This window comes from Salinimonas chungwhensis DSM 16280 (genome assembly GCF_000378185.1).
Taxonomy (GTDB): domain Bacteria; phylum Pseudomonadota; class Gammaproteobacteria; order Enterobacterales; family Alteromonadaceae; genus Alteromonas; species Alteromonas chungwhensis.
In genome coordinates, this window is record NZ_KB899388.1 from 52,730 (window position 1) to 68,739 (window position 16,010).

The 16,010-nt window shown below is 49.1% G+C and carries 15 protein-coding genes; 7 read left to right on the forward strand and 8 right to left on the reverse strand.

Annotated features, from left to right (window positions below; translation table 11 throughout):
* Window positions 1-30 precede the first annotated feature (30 nt).
* A complete protein-coding gene (locus F458_RS0115780; protein WP_018984404.1) occupies window positions 31-591 on the reverse strand; it encodes a single-stranded DNA-binding protein in 561 nt (186 codons plus the stop codon).
* Window positions 592-917: 326 nt separating this feature from the next.
* Between F458_RS0115780 and F458_RS0115785 the strand changes: the two genes are divergently transcribed.
* Together F458_RS0115785 and F458_RS0115790 are read left to right on the forward strand one after the other, a co-directional pair.
* Entirely contained in the window at window positions 918-1,520 is a 603-nt protein-coding gene (locus F458_RS0115785; RefSeq protein ID WP_018984405.1) for an RDD family protein, read from the forward strand.
* Between the two features lie 104 nt (window positions 1,521-1,624).
* The gene (locus F458_RS0115790; protein ID WP_018984406.1) at window positions 1,625-3,028 is read left to right on the forward strand and encodes a M20/M25/M40 family metallo-hydrolase; all 1,404 of its coding nucleotides are present in this window, start codon (window positions 1,625-1,627) and stop codon (window positions 3,026-3,028) included.
* 2 nt (window positions 3,029-3,030) lie between these two features.
* Here the strand turns inward: F458_RS0115790 and F458_RS0115795 are convergent, their stop codons facing one another.
* From F458_RS0115795 to F458_RS0115805, 3 genes are all read right to left on the reverse strand, one after another.
* On the reverse strand, window positions 3,031-3,900 hold the full coding sequence (locus F458_RS0115795) for an alpha/beta hydrolase (protein ID WP_026294730.1): 870 nt from the start codon (window positions 3,898-3,900) through the stop codon (window positions 3,031-3,033).
* 41 nt (window positions 3,901-3,941) lie between these two features.
* Window positions 3,942-4,553: a beta-phosphoglucomutase family hydrolase gene (locus tag F458_RS0115800; protein WP_018984408.1), complete on the reverse strand. Its 612-nt coding sequence runs from the start codon at window positions 4,551-4,553 to the stop codon at window positions 3,942-3,944.
* A gap of 81 nt (window positions 4,554-4,634) precedes the next feature.
* Window positions 4,635-5,984, reverse strand: coding sequence for an MFS transporter (locus F458_RS0115805; RefSeq protein ID WP_018984409.1), 1,350 nt, complete (start codon window positions 5,982-5,984; stop codon window positions 4,635-4,637).
* Window positions 5,985-6,155: 171 nt separating this feature from the next.
* On the opposite strand from F458_RS0115805, the gene uvrA reads away from it, so the two are divergent.
* The 3 genes from uvrA to F458_RS0115820 all read left to right on the forward strand — a co-directional run bounded on the left by uvrA (window position 6,156) and on the right by F458_RS0115820 (window position 10,182).
* On the forward strand, window positions 6,156-8,990 hold the full coding sequence (uvrA, locus tag F458_RS0115810; RefSeq protein WP_018984410.1) for an excinuclease ABC subunit UvrA: 2,835 nt from the start codon (window positions 6,156-6,158) through the stop codon (window positions 8,988-8,990).
* A 66-nt stretch (window positions 8,991-9,056) separates the two neighbouring features.
* On the forward strand, window positions 9,057-9,476 hold the full coding sequence (locus F458_RS0115815; protein WP_018984411.1) for an acyl-CoA thioesterase: 420 nt from the start codon (window positions 9,057-9,059) through the stop codon (window positions 9,474-9,476).
* On the forward strand, window positions 9,469-10,182 hold the full coding sequence (locus F458_RS0115820; RefSeq protein WP_018984412.1) for a 2OG-Fe(II) oxygenase: 714 nt from the start codon (window positions 9,469-9,471) through the stop codon (window positions 10,180-10,182). The genes F458_RS0115815 and F458_RS0115820 overlap by 8 nt, the downstream gene beginning before the upstream one ends.
* 44 nt (window positions 10,183-10,226) lie before the next feature.
* Here F458_RS0115820 and F458_RS0115825 read toward each other — a convergent pair whose 3' ends face one another.
* From F458_RS0115825 to F458_RS0115845, 4 genes are all read right to left on the reverse strand, one after another.
* On the reverse strand, window positions 10,227-11,060 hold the full coding sequence (locus F458_RS0115825; RefSeq protein ID WP_018984413.1) for a patatin-like phospholipase family protein: 834 nt from the start codon (window positions 11,058-11,060) through the stop codon (window positions 10,227-10,229).
* A 427-nt stretch (window positions 11,061-11,487) separates the two neighbouring features.
* Entirely contained in the window at window positions 11,488-11,964 is a 477-nt protein-coding gene (locus F458_RS0115835; protein ID WP_018984416.1) for a DUF3299 domain-containing protein, read from the reverse strand.
* Between the two features lie 143 nt (window positions 11,965-12,107).
* Window positions 12,108-12,641 (reverse strand): inorganic diphosphatase, encoded by a 534-nt coding sequence (gene ppa / locus F458_RS0115840; protein WP_018984417.1) that lies wholly within the window; start codon window positions 12,639-12,641, stop codon window positions 12,108-12,110.
* Between the two features lie 146 nt (window positions 12,642-12,787).
* The gene (locus F458_RS0115845) at window positions 12,788-13,765 is read right to left on the reverse strand and encodes a class 1 fructose-bisphosphatase (RefSeq protein ID WP_018984418.1); all 978 of its coding nucleotides are present in this window, start codon (window positions 13,763-13,765) and stop codon (window positions 12,788-12,790) included.
* A gap of 253 nt (window positions 13,766-14,018) precedes the next feature.
* On the opposite strand from F458_RS0115845, the gene mpl reads away from it, so the two are divergent.
* Window positions 14,019-15,386, forward strand: coding sequence for a UDP-N-acetylmuramate:L-alanyl-gamma-D-glutamyl-meso-diaminopimelate ligase (gene mpl / locus F458_RS0115850; RefSeq protein WP_018984419.1), 1,368 nt, complete (start codon window positions 14,019-14,021; stop codon window positions 15,384-15,386).
* Window positions 15,383-16,009, forward strand: a complete 627-nt coding sequence (locus F458_RS0115855; protein WP_018984420.1) for a flavin prenyltransferase UbiX — start codon at window positions 15,383-15,385, stop codon at window positions 16,007-16,009. Before mpl ends, F458_RS0115855 begins: the two co-directional genes overlap by 4 nt.
* Window position 16,010 lies beyond the last annotated feature (1 nt).

A 16,010-nucleotide genomic window follows, 5' to 3' on the forward strand; every position in this document is an offset into this window, starting at 1 on the left:
GGCTTTACAAACTATACTCTTTAGTAACCGTCAGAACGGTATATCGTCGTCAAAATCGAAGTCAGGCTCGGCCATAGGTGGTTTACTATTCTGCCCACCCTGATTGTTTTGACCAGAGGGGTTGCCTCCCTGATTAGGCGCATTGCTGTAACCCTGATTCTGATTTTGCTGTTGACCAGGCTGCTGTTGGTAACCGCCCTGGTTACCCTGATTGCTCTGCTGGCGCTGATAACCGCCTTGGTTGCCGCCTTCACTGCGACCTCCAAGCATTTGCATCTGATCAACAATAATTTCTGTGGTGTAGCGATCCTGTCCCTGCTGGTCCTGCCATTTACGGGTTTGTAATTTACCCTCAACGTAAATCTGCGACCCTTTCTTCAGGTATTCACCGGCTACTTCTGCAAGCCTGCGATACATCGTCAACCGATGCCACTCAGTGCGTTCCTGCAACTGACCCTGCTGATCTTTCCAGCTCTCACTGGTTGCCAGACTCAGATTAGCTACGGCATTGCCATTAGGCATGTATCTAACTTCAGGATCATTGCCAAGGTTTCCTACCAGGATTACCTTGTTCACGCCTCTACTTGCCATCGATATCTCCTGTTTATCTGTTTACTGTCAAGCCTTTAAGCCTGTGCAGATAGGGTAATAAGATTTGATCCGCGGTTCACGCTGAATCAGAGTGCTTCATTATAACGAAAAACAAAGGCACTGCGTAAAAATTCTCACTCAAACGGGGTTAGACCTTTGATTTAGCAATAATAAAGTTTGGTGAAGCCGTTGTAAGCTGTATTTTTGAACAGAATTTTCTTTAGTGCCATTTACATTTACCATTAACCGGATAAACATGAACCTGTTTGAGTTTTTCTGCTCGGCGGGTACACTCCATTACAAGATGAGTAAAAAGATGAGTTCCCGTGCAAGCACCTGATTACGAAACGTATACATTGGCAGAACTTCACCAGGCTTACGAAACACTGGATAAAGACGAGCAGCCTGAACGGGCGGCGTTGTTAGCCCAGTATATTCGACGTCGGGAAGAAGAAGAAATAGACAATATCAATGGCATTGAGCACCTTAAACTTGCGCGGCGAAGAGAACGCTTTGCAGCATTTCTTATTGACCTGCTAATTAGCCTTGTGGCTTCCATTCCTTTATGGATTTACTTTGGGGTCGAGCGTCTACAGCAAGCAGATTTGGCGCTTATCATCACAGCGGCAATTTATAGCTTTGTAATGTTTATTGTCATCCACGGTTACTTTATTGCCACTGCGGGCCAAACCGTGGGTAAGCATTTTCTGGGCATCCGCGTAGAGGACTTGAGCGGCGTTCAGGCAACATTTTCACGCTACGTTTTTCTGCGCTATTTACCTATGGCGGTGGCATATTCAATCCCGCTTATAGGACCGCTAATTTCGCTAATCGACCCCTTATTTATTTTTGGTAAATCCCGCCGCTGTCTGCATGATTACGTGGCTAAAACACAGGTTGGTTACGCGCCACAGGATTATGATGACTGAACACGGGAATTGATCGCTTAATCTGCCGGCCTTGTCGCGTGCTGCTGGTCTTCAGCCTCTGTGTGCCTGAAGATACTGGTTCTCTTTCATAAACAGGATAATTAATGCTAAAGCCGTTTTTATTCCAAAGCGCACTGGCCGGATTACTGGTGCTGACCACCGCCACCGCCTGGGCCAATGACCTCACCCCACAAACCAGGGAACAGCTCAAAGCCATTAAGGCGCACGCGCTTAATGATGATTTGTCCTATCAGATTATTGAGTCACTCACCACAGAGGTTGGCCCGCGAATGGTAGGTACCCCCGGTGAAAAAGCCTCAGTGAAATGGGCCATGCAGAAAATGAAATCGCTGGGTTTCGATAAGGTCTGGAAAGAAGAAAGTGAAGCTACGTTGTGGCAGCGCGGAGAGCTTAAAGCCAGTATCACACAACCCTATAAACAAAAAATAAAAGCCCTGGCACTGGGCAACAGCGTTGGTACCAATGGAAAAGCGGTCACTGCCGAAGTGATTGAATTTGAAAACCTTGATGCGCTAAAGGCCGCCAGCGCAGGTGATATTAAAGGCAAAATAGCCTTTGTCAGTTATAAGATGGCGCGCCATCGTGACGGTCATGGTTATGGCCAGGCGGTTGGCGCTCGGGTGGTGGGGGCCTCTGAGGCAGCCCGCAAAGGCGCTGTGGCATTTGTCATGCGCTCAGTAGGCACGGACACAAATCGTTTTGCTCATACTGGCGTGCAGATTTACCAGGACGGTGTTGATAAGATCCCGGCCATCGCTATCTCCAACCCGGATGCAGACTTACTGGCGTCAATGCTGACGCGGAATAAGCCCGTCACCTTTTCATTAACCCTGTCAGATACCGGTACGCAAAACCAGACAACCACCATTGCCAATGTCATCGGCGAAGTCACCGGCTCGAAATATCCAGACCAGGTAGTGACCCTTGGTGCACATCTGGATAGCTGGGATGTAGGAACTGGTGCGGTAGATGATGGTATCGGTGTCGGAATTACCCTGGCCGCAGGCCATTATCTAAGCGAGCTCGAAACACGCCCTGAGCGCACCTTGCGGGTAATCCTTTTTGCCGCCGAAGAGATTGGGTTGCATGGTGCCAAAGACTATGTGGCTAAACACCAGGATGAAATGGACAAGCATGTCATCGGCGCAGAGTGGGACTTCGGCAACGGTAAAATCTACGAGCTGGAGCCCGGCGTAGGTCAACAATCACTGGCCGATATAAAAGCGTTCGCCAAAATGCTGGTCCCTATGGGCGTCACTTTAGCCAACAGCAACGATGCAACGGGCCAGTCCGATATGAGTGAGCTGGGTAAAGCGGGACAACCAGCAGTAAACTTTAATCCCGATGGCAGTGATTACTTTGACTTTCATCATACCGAGAACGATACACTGGATAAGGTCGATCGTGAGGCATTAAAAGTAAACACTGCGATTTACAGCATGTTCGCGTTATTTGCCACTGACAGTACCACAGACTTCCGTCAGTAAGACTAATAGCCGGGAAACTTGTCGAAGGATTCGATGAATTCCCGGTATTTGGGCGCCACCCGTCGATGCTCCATGGTTTCACCGTGTCCCGCCCCCGGCACAATAATAATTTCTTTATTTAAACTGGTGGAAGTATCATACAGCTCGCGACCGAATTTGACTGGTGTGAGCTGGTCGTCGCGGCCTGTGAGGATCAATAAAGGGCCGTGGTAATTGCGAATATAGTCAGCATTATCTACCAACGCCAAATCCGCAGAGACTTCCAGGTAGGTGAAGTATTTTGTCCACGACGGCACCATGTTCTGTGCCACATCCGTTATTCGGTTAATAGGACCATCCAGCACCAGACCGTCGACATCTCGGACTGACGCAACATAGCTGGCAACAATGCTGCCCATTGAAATACCATGAACAACCGTAGGCAGCTTATCCGGAAAAACGCTTCTGCCGTAGTCATAAACCTGCAACGCATCTGCTTTTAGGTTGGCCATACGCATACTGGCTGCTTTCTGACTGGCACCTACCCCCTGGTAATCTACCCATAAAATATTGGCCGGAATTTGTCCGAAGCGATGCATCAACCCCGACGAGTTAGAAATACTCATGCCGTTACCGGCAAAAAATACGATATTTACCACCGGATTGGGATATGACACCGCCACGCCTTTAAGCGTCAGCCCCTGGGCATTTGTAAGCTCTACCGTGGTTATAGAGACTTCTGCTTCATCTTCATTTACCCGCTGATGCAATTGCGTGGTATCCAGCGGCAACACCGAAGGATCCTGGTGGACAAAGGAACCTGAGCTGACATCAATAGCGCACCCACTCAACACGACTGAAAAGCAAAGCGCCCAGAATCGAAAAGACAACATGTTTTTACCCTGACTAAAGCTAGTAATCACTACTGCATTTTTTAATTATTACGCGGGGCCGCCTTGACGGGCTGCTGAATTATCCCGGCGTCGACTAAAAAGCAATCCATACCTGCACGGTGTGCAGCTTCAAGCCCTATCTGGGTGTCTTCAAAAACAACACAATCCTGAGCAGAGACACCCATTTGTCTGGCAGCAGTGAGAAAAGTTTCCGGATGGGGTTTGCCACGTTTGACATCACTGGCCGTCACCAGCGCATCAATTCTGTTTATCAGCTCATGATGAACAAGCAAAGTTTCGGCATCCTCTCTTTGCGCACCAGTGCCCACACTAATGGGCATGCTGCCATGATAATGATTAAACACCGCCAGTGTTTCACTGATGAGTGTGGGCCGGTGGTCCAGCTTTTTCCAGACCGACTCTTTATAACTGCTGACGTCGCTGACTGAATGCTGTTGATTATATGTATCGTTCAGTATTTCCACCGTCTGGGCGGTGGGAACCCCGCCCAAAGAATGCATAAACGCCTTATCAAAGGTGTAGCCAAAAGCATGACAGGTTTTTTCCCACGCCAGTAAATGAGCGCCCATTGAGTCCATCAGCGTGCCGTCCATATCAAAAATGATACCCCGGTAAGCACTAAGATCCACCATAAAAATCCTGTCGATGTTGAAGGTTGTTAGGATATCTCCGTGGCCTACGTTGCTGTCTGGTCTGAATCCAGAATGTCAGCGTTAACGTGCGGAGAAGCGAGTCAGAATACGATTGATAGCATCCTGATCAAACTGCTGGGTAACTTTCAGATAGACCATACCCTCATTGACAGATATGGTGGTTTCCTGCACACCGGTTACCTCATTTAATGCCTGTCCCAGCTCAGAAGACGCCTGTGCAGAGCCCTGCCATTTAAACGTGACACGTTTGACTCGGTTCACTTCGTTGAGTCCGCGCAATACAAGTAGCCAGCAGGAGGCCGCTACAGCACCGACAAAATAAGCTGTTTCTGGTGTCCAGTGATCAGCCACCACACCCGCCAGCACGCCGCCGATGAAGGCGCCAAAAAACTGGAAGCTGGCATAAATTCCCATGGCCGTGCCTTTTTCGCCGGCAGGCGCAATACTCGACACCAGGGCCGGAAAACTTGCCTCGAGATAATTGAAGCCGGTAAAGAAAAGAATCACCGCACCGACCACAACCCAGCGGGCATGGTCCTGGGCGCCTAACATGGCGAAAGCGACCGTCATCATCAACGCTGCGGCCATCACCACTTTGCGTGGGGTCTGCCCCTTGCCAATAGCCATCAGAATAATCAGACCGATGATAGATGCTACCAGTACCGGTAGATACAGCATCCAGTGACTTTCCAGGGTCATATCAAAATGCACCAGCGTTACCGGCAACTGTACGAACAACAGGGTAATCATCATATGCAACAGCATCACACTGAGATTAAGACGCCACAGTTGTGAAGAGACCAGTAATCGGCGCAATTGATTACGCTGTGGCAGAACATCCCCACTGCCTTGCATACCAACCGTGGGTACTGCCCACTGGATAAGGGGCATACAACATATCGCCAACACGCCGGTCAGCGCAAAAATACCACTTAAGCCCCAGCTATTGGCGATGAGCGGCCCGGCCAGTACCGCCAGATAAAATGAAAAGCCAATAGCAATACCAATAACTGCCATTACCTTAGCCCGTTGCGTCTCACGGCTAACATCGGTGGCCAGCGCCATGATAGCCCCGGCAATCGCCCCGGCGCCCTGCAGGATTCGCCCGGCAATCATCCACGCCAGCGTGTCTGCTGTAGCAGCAATAAAACTACCGGCTGCAAAGACGGTTAAGCCAAATAAAATAACCGGTTTGCGCCCCCACCGGTCCGACAACATGCCCATAGGTATTTGTAACGCAGCCTGTGTCAGGCCATAGCCACCAACGGCCAGACCTACAAGGACAGGGGAGTAGTCAGGATAATCCATAGCCGCCACGGCGAGTACCGGCATCACCATAAATAATCCCATCATGCGCAGAACGTAAACCAGTGCCAGGGACACTGCTGCGCGGACCTCTAACGCGTTCAAAACCTTACATTATCCTGTCATCGAAATTCGTCGCGCAGTGTACCACAAAAAGCTTTTTCGCCCATGACACGTTTTTCATTAACTGATCTGCCTTATTAAGCAGGCGTAACTAAATAGTATTTTCAACAGCCAGTGTGGCATACTGGAATTTTGGCAAACGTATGGGTTTCAATGGATAAAATCGAAATACAGGGTGCCCGCACCCACAATCTGAAAAATATCGATTTGGCAATTCCAAGAGATAAGCTGGTCGTTATCACAGGCTTATCAGGCTCTGGCAAATCGTCGCTGGCGTTTGATACGCTGTATGCAGAAGGCCAGCGGCGTTATGTCGAATCTCTGTCTGCTTACGCGCGCCAGTTTCTGTCGATGATGGAAAAACCGGACGTTGACCACATCGAGGGGTTATCGCCAGCTATCTCCATTGAGCAAAAATCGACATCCCATAATCCTCGTTCCACAGTTGGGACGATTACCGAAATATACGATTACCTTCGCCTTTTGTTTGCCAGAGTGGGCACTCCGCGTTGTCCTACGCATGATGAACCGCTTGATGCCCAAACTATCAGTCAGATGGTCGATAAGGTCCTGGAGATGCCGGAAGGCAGTAAGCTGATGTTGTTAGCCCCGGTGGTCTCTGACCGCAAAGGTGAACATGTTAAGCTCCTGCAAAATCTGGCTGCTCAGGGTTATATCCGGGCACGGATCGATGGTGAGGTTTGTGATTTGTCAGATCCTCCGGAATTGGATTTGCATAAAAAGCACACCATAGAAGTGGTGGTGGATCGCTTTAAAGTCCGGGACGACCTGCAGCTACGTTTATCCGAGTCGTTTGAGACAGCGCTGGAGCTTTCTGGTGGCAATGCGCGTGTTGTTGACATGGATACCCCGGACGCTGAACCTACTGTTTTTTCGGCTAACTTTGCCTGTCCTCACTGTGGTTATAGTCTTAGTGAGCTGGAACCCCGGTTGTTTTCGTTTAACAATCCCGCCGGCGCCTGCCCTACCTGCGACGGTCTGGGAACGCGGCAATTTTTCGATCCATCCCGTATTATTATCAATGACGAGCTGAGTTTATCTGGTGGTGTGATTCGTGGCTGGGACAAACGCAGCTATTATTATTTTCAGATGCTGCAGGCGGTTGCTGACCATTACGGCTTTGATCTGACCAAACCCTTTGCGCAACTAACGCAGGAAGAGCGCGATATCGTCTTGTACGGCTCTAAGGGTAAATCGCTGAAGTTTAAATATATCAATGATCGCGGCGATATCATGGAGCGCAAACATCCCTTTGAAGGCATCATTCCCAACATGGAACGCCGCTACCGCGAGACAGAATCTAACGCAGTGAGAGAGGAGCTTGCCAAATACCTTAGTCAGCAGCCATGTACCAGCTGCGGCGGCTCCAGGCTCCGTGAGGAAGCGCGTAATGTATTTATCCAGCGGACCAATTTGCCGGACATTGCTGAAATGTCCATCGCTAATGCTTTCGACTTTTTCGAAACACTTGATTTAACCGGGCAAAAAGCGCAGATAGCCGATAAAATCTTAAAAGAAATTCAGGACAGACTGGGCTTTTTGGTAAATGTTGGTCTGAATTATCTGAATCTATCCCGCAGCGCCGACACATTGTCCGGCGGCGAAGCGCAGCGTATTCGCCTGGCCAGCCAGATTGGTGCCGGCCTGGTAGGTGTAATGTATGTGCTTGATGAGCCCTCTATCGGTCTGCATCAGCGGGACAACGAGCGTTTGCTTCGTACCCTCACCCGCTTACGGGATTTGGGCAATACCGTACTGGTGGTGGAGCATGACGAAGACGCTATTCGAGAGGCCGATTATGTCATTGATATTGGTCCGGGCGCGGGTGTTCATGGCGGTGAAATCATCGCTGCAGGTTCGGTAGATGATATTATCAATAGTGAAGACTCACTTACCGGAAAGTACCTGTCTGGCCGAGAGCGAATTGAAATTCCCGCACAGCGCAACAAGCCTGACAAGAAAAAATGGTTACACCTGGAGGGTGCTACCGGCAATAATCTGCAATCTGTCACGCTGGACGTGCCGGTAGGTTTGATGACATGTGTCACCGGGGTATCCGGCTCAGGTAAATCAACCCTTATCAACGATACATTTTATCCCATTGCACAGCGTGAACTAAATAATGCCACCGCCAATGAGCCAGCCCCCTATACTATGATGAGCGGACTTGAGCACCTGGACAAAGTGGTGGACATTGACCAGAGCCCCATCGGCCGAACACCGCGCTCTAATCCTGCCACTTATGCGGGTATTTTTACGCCTATCCGCGAGTTATTTGCCGGCACTCAGGAATCCCGCTCACGAGGTTATAAACCGGGCCGCTTTTCTTTTAACGTCAAAGGTGGACGTTGCGAGGCTTGTCAGGGCGACGGGATGATTAAAGTAGAAATGCACTTTTTGCCGGATATCTATGTGTCCTGCGATGTGTGTAAAGGCAAACGCTACAATCGTGAGACTTTGGAAGTCCAGTACAAGGGTAAAAACATCAACGAAGTGCTGGATATGACAGTGGAAGAAGCCCGGGAATTTTTCGACCCGATTCCTTCTATTGCCCGAAAACTTCAGACCCTGAAAGATGTGGGCCTGGCATATATCCGACTTGGTCAGGCTGCCACTACACTTTCCGGCGGTGAGGCCCAGCGTGTCAAACTGGCCCGGGAGTTATCCAAGCGGGATACTGGTCAAACGCTATATATTCTGGATGAGCCCACCACCGGTTTGCATTTTCATGATATTAAACAGTTGCTGGCAGTATTACATCGGTTGCGGGATCACGGGAATACTGTGGTTGTTATCGAGCACAATCTTGATGTGATAAAAACAGCCGACTGGATTGTAGACTTAGGGCCTGAAGGCGGGTCCGGCGGCGGAGAGATTATTGCGCAAGGAACGCCTGAGGATGTTGCTAACGCAGAAGTTTCCCATACGGGTAAATTTCTCAAGCCAATGCTTGAACGGCAACAGTAGGTTTGTTTGGTGCTTCCGCCGTGCTAAGGTGGAAGCACTACAACAACTTGATTCAACACTAAACTTATGAGCGAAGCACGCCCTTTAGAAACAACATTTGATGTGAGATTTTGTGAAACAGATGCGCTGGGACACGTGGGAAATACTGTGTTGGTGCAATGGTTTGAAGCTGCACGTGACCCGGTGTTTGCTTATTTTGTGCCCACCCTAGACATCAAACAATGGCCCCTGATTCTGGCCAGTTATCACGTCGACTTCCACCATCAGCTGTTCTACGGTACGCCGGTCACCATCAAAACATATCTTCAGCGTATCGGTCGCAGCTCTTTTGTTACTCTGCAGGAAGTCTGGCAAAACGATAAAAAATGCGCCACGGGCACCACCACCTTGGTCAATTTTGATTACCAAAATCAGTGTTCTGCGCCTATCTCTGAAGAGATAAAAGATAAACTTTCTGTTCACTTGCTGGAGTCACATGATGAGTAGTAGTAACGATTTCATCGAAGTCATTGATGATGTCCTTGACCCGCAGCTTTGTGCTCAGATTATCGAACGGTTCGACAATAGCCCCAATCTTGCGCCCGGTCGCACCGGCGGTGGTGTTGATCTTGATAAGAAACGTAGCGTGGATGTGTCGTTCAGCGAAAATGAAGAGTTTGCGTCGTTTTTTCAGCCTGTTATGGAAAAAACTGGCCAGGCTTTACTTAACTATATTGAGAAGTATTTCTTTGCCCTGGTGGGGCCTATTGCTCTAACGGTCAGGCATCCGCAAACGGGTGAACCGGTCAAACTGACTCATGACAATTTTGCCGAAGTAGGTAAGCCAAATTTGTCTAACCTGCTTAACTATCTGTTTCGAATTGGTGAAGTTAACGCTCAGCGTTACACCGCGCAAGAGGGTGGCTATCCTTATTGGCATTCAGAAGTGTATCCGCAACTTCCCCACAACGATGCGTTACACCGTGTATTGTTATTTATGTATTACCTGAATGACGTTGAGGAAGGCGGTACGACAGACTTTTATTATCAGGATCGCTCTGTGACCCCGAAGACGGGCAGAATGGTCATTGCACCGGCCTACTTTACGCATACCCACCGTGGCCAGATCCCCACCAGCAACGACAAGTATATACTGACCTCATGGCTGTTGTTCAGTCGTGCTGAGCATATCTATACACCTCAGGGGCAGTAACACGCTGCCCGCTGTAAATAACAGCACTGATTGCAAGCGGTCGTCTAGGCAGCCGCACGCTGCGCTTTAAACATTTTCCGCGCCGCGATTTTGCCCAACTTGTAACCGCGCTCCAGCTTTTTCTTATCCATGGTAAGTCTCTTAACCTGAAAACCGGCCGGCGGAGCTACTATCGTAAGATTCAAATCAGCTGGCGGATTTTTCAAAAATGACAGCGTTTCGTTATAAATACCAGGCCGTTGCAGCAGGGTTTCCATTAATTCGGGCTGATGGCCGTATAAACGCTCAAATAACCAGGGCGACCTGATGGTCGGCTTCGAAAAGCCTAAAGGTTGTGACAAGACTACTGTAATATCACGGGCGCCCATCTCATACGCCTTTTTAACCGGAATTGCATCAGCTACACCACCATCCACATAACGATGATTACCAATTACAGGCTGCTCGCGATACGCCATGGGAATGGAACAGGATGCCACCATCAAATCATCAATATTATCGTGGTCAGCACGCAGGTAATCACATTGCCCGGTATCCACATTTGTCACCCCTACATACAGAGGAATTGCCGTTTTAATTGTGGGCAGGCGGCTGTCGAGTTGCTGACGACACTGATGCCACAACCAGTGAACATCTGTCATATGGCCACCACGGATAAATCGCAACGGGCTGAAAAACTCCCTGCGCGTGGCATAATCGGTGATGATTGTGCGGCTCAGACCCGGTATCTGCGATACGTATGTAGCCAGATTAGTGGCCCCAGCCGACACGCCGATGGCAAAATCAAAGCTTTGCTGATGACTTAAAAACATGTCCAGCACGCCTGCTGCAAAAACCCCGCGCATCGCGCCGCCTTCAACTACCAGTGCTTTGTTCATGCAATATCTCCGTGCCAGGTAAGTAACAACTACACTGCACCGTTTCCATATGACTGCCATTTCAGACAGAACGATGTCATGAGCCGCTGAATCTTTAAACTATGACGTTATTATTCAAGATTCTGACCAACCTTTTATCGAGCAACTATTAATTTGGCAAAGGCGTTTGATAGCGGCTGCAACCAGCCTGTCCAACAACAAGGACTCGGACATTTTACGTAATCAAATTGCCGGTGAAGATGAAATAGCCAACCACGTTTGGCGGAATGAGGGCGCAAATACCGCTGCCTGGTAATGGCATGGAGAAATTAAACGGGCAAAGTGAACGTGTTAATGCTGCCAGCCATTTTTTCTGCGCAGCTGTCCACCGTGCTATTTATTTTTTCGTCACCGTAGATGAGCATTGATGCTACTAACGCTGGTTGGTTTAAAACGGCGCGACAGACTCACCGGTTAGTCGATATCCAACTGACGCTATGTCGCCCTTCCAGCCAGCTGTTGAGAGTGTGCCAGTAACCCAAATCGCGTCATACAAATCGTCAATAGCAACACCTTCTTCAAATTTTACGTAAACAATCTGATTGGACGGCGGCGGTGGTACGTGTATGCACGCCCCAAAGTATGGCACCAGCAGGAACTCAGTGGTTAATTCGGCAGTCCCTTCCAAAGGTACTACGAAGCCGGGAATTTTCACGCGCTTTCCGTCGTACTTATCGACGACAGGCGCATTAGGCTGAAGTTGTGTCATCTCTCCGTCATGCTGAACCGCTGGGGCATCTAACTCGTTAAACCCTTCAGGCACAAGATCTTCCCAATAAACCTCCTGTGGCTCGGCGCCGAGGGCACCCGTCGAAGTGATAAAAAGTACAGTGAAAACCACTGATTTTACTATTCTGCTAACCATATTAGTTCCTGTTCTCACCTTACCTGTGCGATAACTTGATATTGCTGAAACGCAATTTTTGTTCATCTGACCGTTAAAAAGTATTTCGGGCATTAAACAAAAAAAAGGGCCGGTTCGGCCCTTTTCAATATACACAGACAGTTTTATTTATTCTGTTCAAAGCGCTTTATGCTGCTGGTAATTTCATCTTTGGCGGCCTGAGCATTTGCCCAGCCGTCAATTTTGACCCACTTACCAGGTTCCAGATCTTTATAGTGCGTAAAGAAATGCTCAATCTGCTGCTTAGTCAGTTCAGGCACATCATCAATTTCTTTAACATCACGATAAATCGTAGACAATTTATCCACTGGCACAGCAAGAATTTTCGCATCTTTGCCCGACTCGTCCGTCATGTTCAGAACGCCCACCGGACGGCATTTAATTACCGACCCACTGTGAATTGGAAACGGGGTCATTACCAATACATCTACCGGGTCACCATCTTCTGACAATGAGTCATTAACATAACCGTAGTTCACCGGGTAATGCATACAGGTGGCCATAAAGCGGTCCACAAACATGGCACCAGAATCTTTATCCACTTCATATTTTACCGGGTCCGCGTGGGCCGGGATTTCGATGATAACATTCACTTCATCAGGCGCATTAGAACCTGCGGTAACATCGTTCAGACTCATGAAAAGTTCCTTAGTAGTAGGCTAAAAGTCGACTCGCTACAATAAAACGAATTCGGTTTATTGCAGCAAATAGTTAAAGTATACGGCGCGCGTGACAAAATGAGAACTGCTGTTCTCATGTAGTTGACCACACACGCATCAATTGATTATTTATCAGTCTGATAATAGCTTAGGCATGTTTCAACCTCTTCTTTTGAACCAAGAATGGTTGGTACCCGCTGATGGATTTCGGTTGGCATCACTTCCATGATGCGACCATGGCCAGTATTCGCCAGCCCGCCAGCCTGCTCCATTAAAAATGCCATTGGATTGGCTTCATAAAGCAGTCTCAGTTTACCGGGTTTCGACGGGTTCCGCTTATCAAACGGGTACATGAAAATACCACCGCGACACAATACCCGGTGAATATCACCTACCATCGCAGCCACCCAGCGCATATTGTAATCTTTGCCTCGGGGGCCTTCGGTACCTGCCAGCAAATCATTGATATAATTTTTAACCGGGTCTTCCCAGTGACGCTCATTAGACGTATTAATTGCAAACTCAGCAGTTTGCTCTGGCACTTTGACATTAGGATGGGTCAGCAAAAAACCACCATGGGTTTTATCCAATGTATAAATATGCGTGCCGCGCCCGGTAGTCATCGCCAGCATGGTCGATGGGCCGTACAAAACGTAACCAGCAGCAACCATTTGCGAGCCGGGTTGCAAAAATGCTGACGGATCATCAGGCTCCATCCATTGCGGAGCATGGGTGATAGAAAATATAGTACCGATCAGGCTGTTGATTTCAGTATTCGATGAGCCGTCCAGGGGGTCAAAACTGACCAGATAATTGCCTTCCGGGTTACAGGGCACCACTGTGTCTTCTTCTTCAGACGAAATCGCCTTTACATAGCCTGAATCACGCAACGTATCTTTTAAAATCTGGTTGGAGATCACATCCAGCTTTTTCTGCGTTTCACCCTGAACATTTTCACTGAGGGTAGACCCAAGTACCCCGGCAAGCGCGCCCTGGCTTACCCGAAAAGAGATTTCCTTACACCCGGCCAGCATGGTGCGTAAGAGTAAAATAAGTTCAAGGGGGGCGCCGTCATGCTGCAGCTGTGAGTTTAATCGTTTCATGTGTGCTAATGCCTTGTTTCTTTTGTAGGGTAATTATTATCGGTATAGATAGCCATATCTGTGCTTCACCGGTCCTGAATTATTGTGCTATGCAAATGGCTGACCAGCAAGCTGGGCCGAACCATGGGCATCGGTTCTTTTTTGACCGGCAAAGAGATTGTACCTTTGAAACGACGTACAGGGAAATGAGTTATTCGATCCACCGCTGCCTTCTGATAAAGTAACGCACTTCTTCGCCAAGGCAGTAACCGCTATGCACGTACACATTCTGGGGATCTGTGGCAGCTTCATGGGAGGCATCGCCGCTATCGCAAAAACACTGGGCCACACAGTGACAGGCTCAGATATCAATGTATACCCGCCCATGAGCACACAGCTTGAAGCGCTGGGTATCACACTAACCCAAGGCTACGACCCGACGCAGTTTGAGCCTCAGCCCGATATCGTTATTATTGGCAACGCGTTGTCCCGCGGTAATCCGGCAGTAGAATATGTGCTGGATCGCAATCTGCCGTACACCAGCGGCCCCCAGTGGCTGCTGGAAAATCTGCTTAACGATCGCTGGGTTATCGGTGTCTCGGGTACCCACGGCAAAACCACTACCAGCAGCATGATTGCCTGGATACTTGAGTTTGCCGGCCTTGAGCCAGGCTTTTTGATCGGGGGAGTCCCGGAAAATTTTGGCATCTCTGCGCGGACAGGCGCCAGCCCGTTTTTTGTCATCGAGGCAGATGAATATGACAGCGCATTTTTTGATAAACGGTCCAAATTTGTCCACTATCGCCCCAAAACACTGGTTATCAATAATTTAGAATTTGATCATGCGGATATCTTTGCTGACCTGGCCGCCATCCAGACTCAGTTTCATCATTTGGTGCGTATGGTGCCCCAAAACGGATTGATTTTATCGCCTGCGAACAATGCGGCCATTGACCAGACGCTGCAACGGGGTTGCTGGAGTCAGCAACAATTCTTAGGCAAAGACTGGCAGGCAGAGCTGGTGAACCCTGATGGCAGTGTTTTCACGGTATACAAAGCAGGCGTCAAAGTAGGTGTAGTAGACTGGGCATTATTAGGCCAGCACAACGTGGATAATGGTATGATGGCCATCGCCGCCGCTCACCACGCCGGTGTACAAATAGAAACCGCAATCGACGGACTGTCGGGCTTTAAAAATGTAAAACGCAGAATGGAGCTAAAGGGCGCAGTTAACAATATTTCTTTATATGACGACTTTGCTCACCACCCCACGGCCATCGCCACTACCCTGGCCGGTTTGCGCAACAAAGTGGGCCAGCAGCGTATTATCGCCATCCTTGAGCCGCGCTCCAATACAATGAAAATGGGTGTCCACAAAGATACCCTTACCAACTCCTGGCAACAAGCCGATGAAGTTATTGTTTATGAGCCTGCCGGTATGAACTGGTCGCTGGCAGACTCGGCGCTGGCCAGCCGTGCGCCAGCGCATATATTTCAGAAGACGCAGGCTATTGTTGACTGGGTAGTGGAACACGCACAGCCAGGTGATCATATTGTGGTAATGAGTAATGGTGGATTTGAGGGTATCCACCAGCGGCTGCTTGATGCCCTTCAGGGTACAGTGTCACAGGAGATAATATGACCGAAAAACGAATAACCCTGGCGATAACCGGTGCATCCGGAGCGCCTTATGCTATGCGTTTGCTGGAGTGTCTGGTCAAAGCAGACTATGAGGTGTTTGTACTGATTTCATCTGCGGCAAAAGTCGTTTTTGCCACTGAGGAAGACCTGAAAATTCCGGCCCGCCCGGACGCAGCGGCAGCATTTTTCACCCAGCATTTTGCTGCCCGCGAGGGGCAGATTAGAGTGTGTGGCAAAGAAGAGTGGTTTGCACCGGTAGCATCAGGTTCAGCGGCCCCCAAAAAAATGGTTGTCTGCCCCTGCTCCACCGGTACGCTTTCAGCCATAGCCACTGGCGCCAGTGACAATTTAATAGAGCGCTCTGCGGATGTAGTAATGAAAGAACGTGGTCAGCTCATTTTGGTTCCACGGGAAATGCCTTTATCGTCTATCCACCTGGAAAATATGTTAAAACTGTCACAAATGGGTGTCACAATCATGCCAGCCGCCCCCGGCTTTTATCATCAGCCCACCACTATCTCCGATTTGGTAGACTTTGTGGTAGCGCGAATTCTGGATCATCTGGGACTGGACCAATCGCTGATTGCCCGATGGGGTTATCAACCATCCACGACAAAGGACTAAA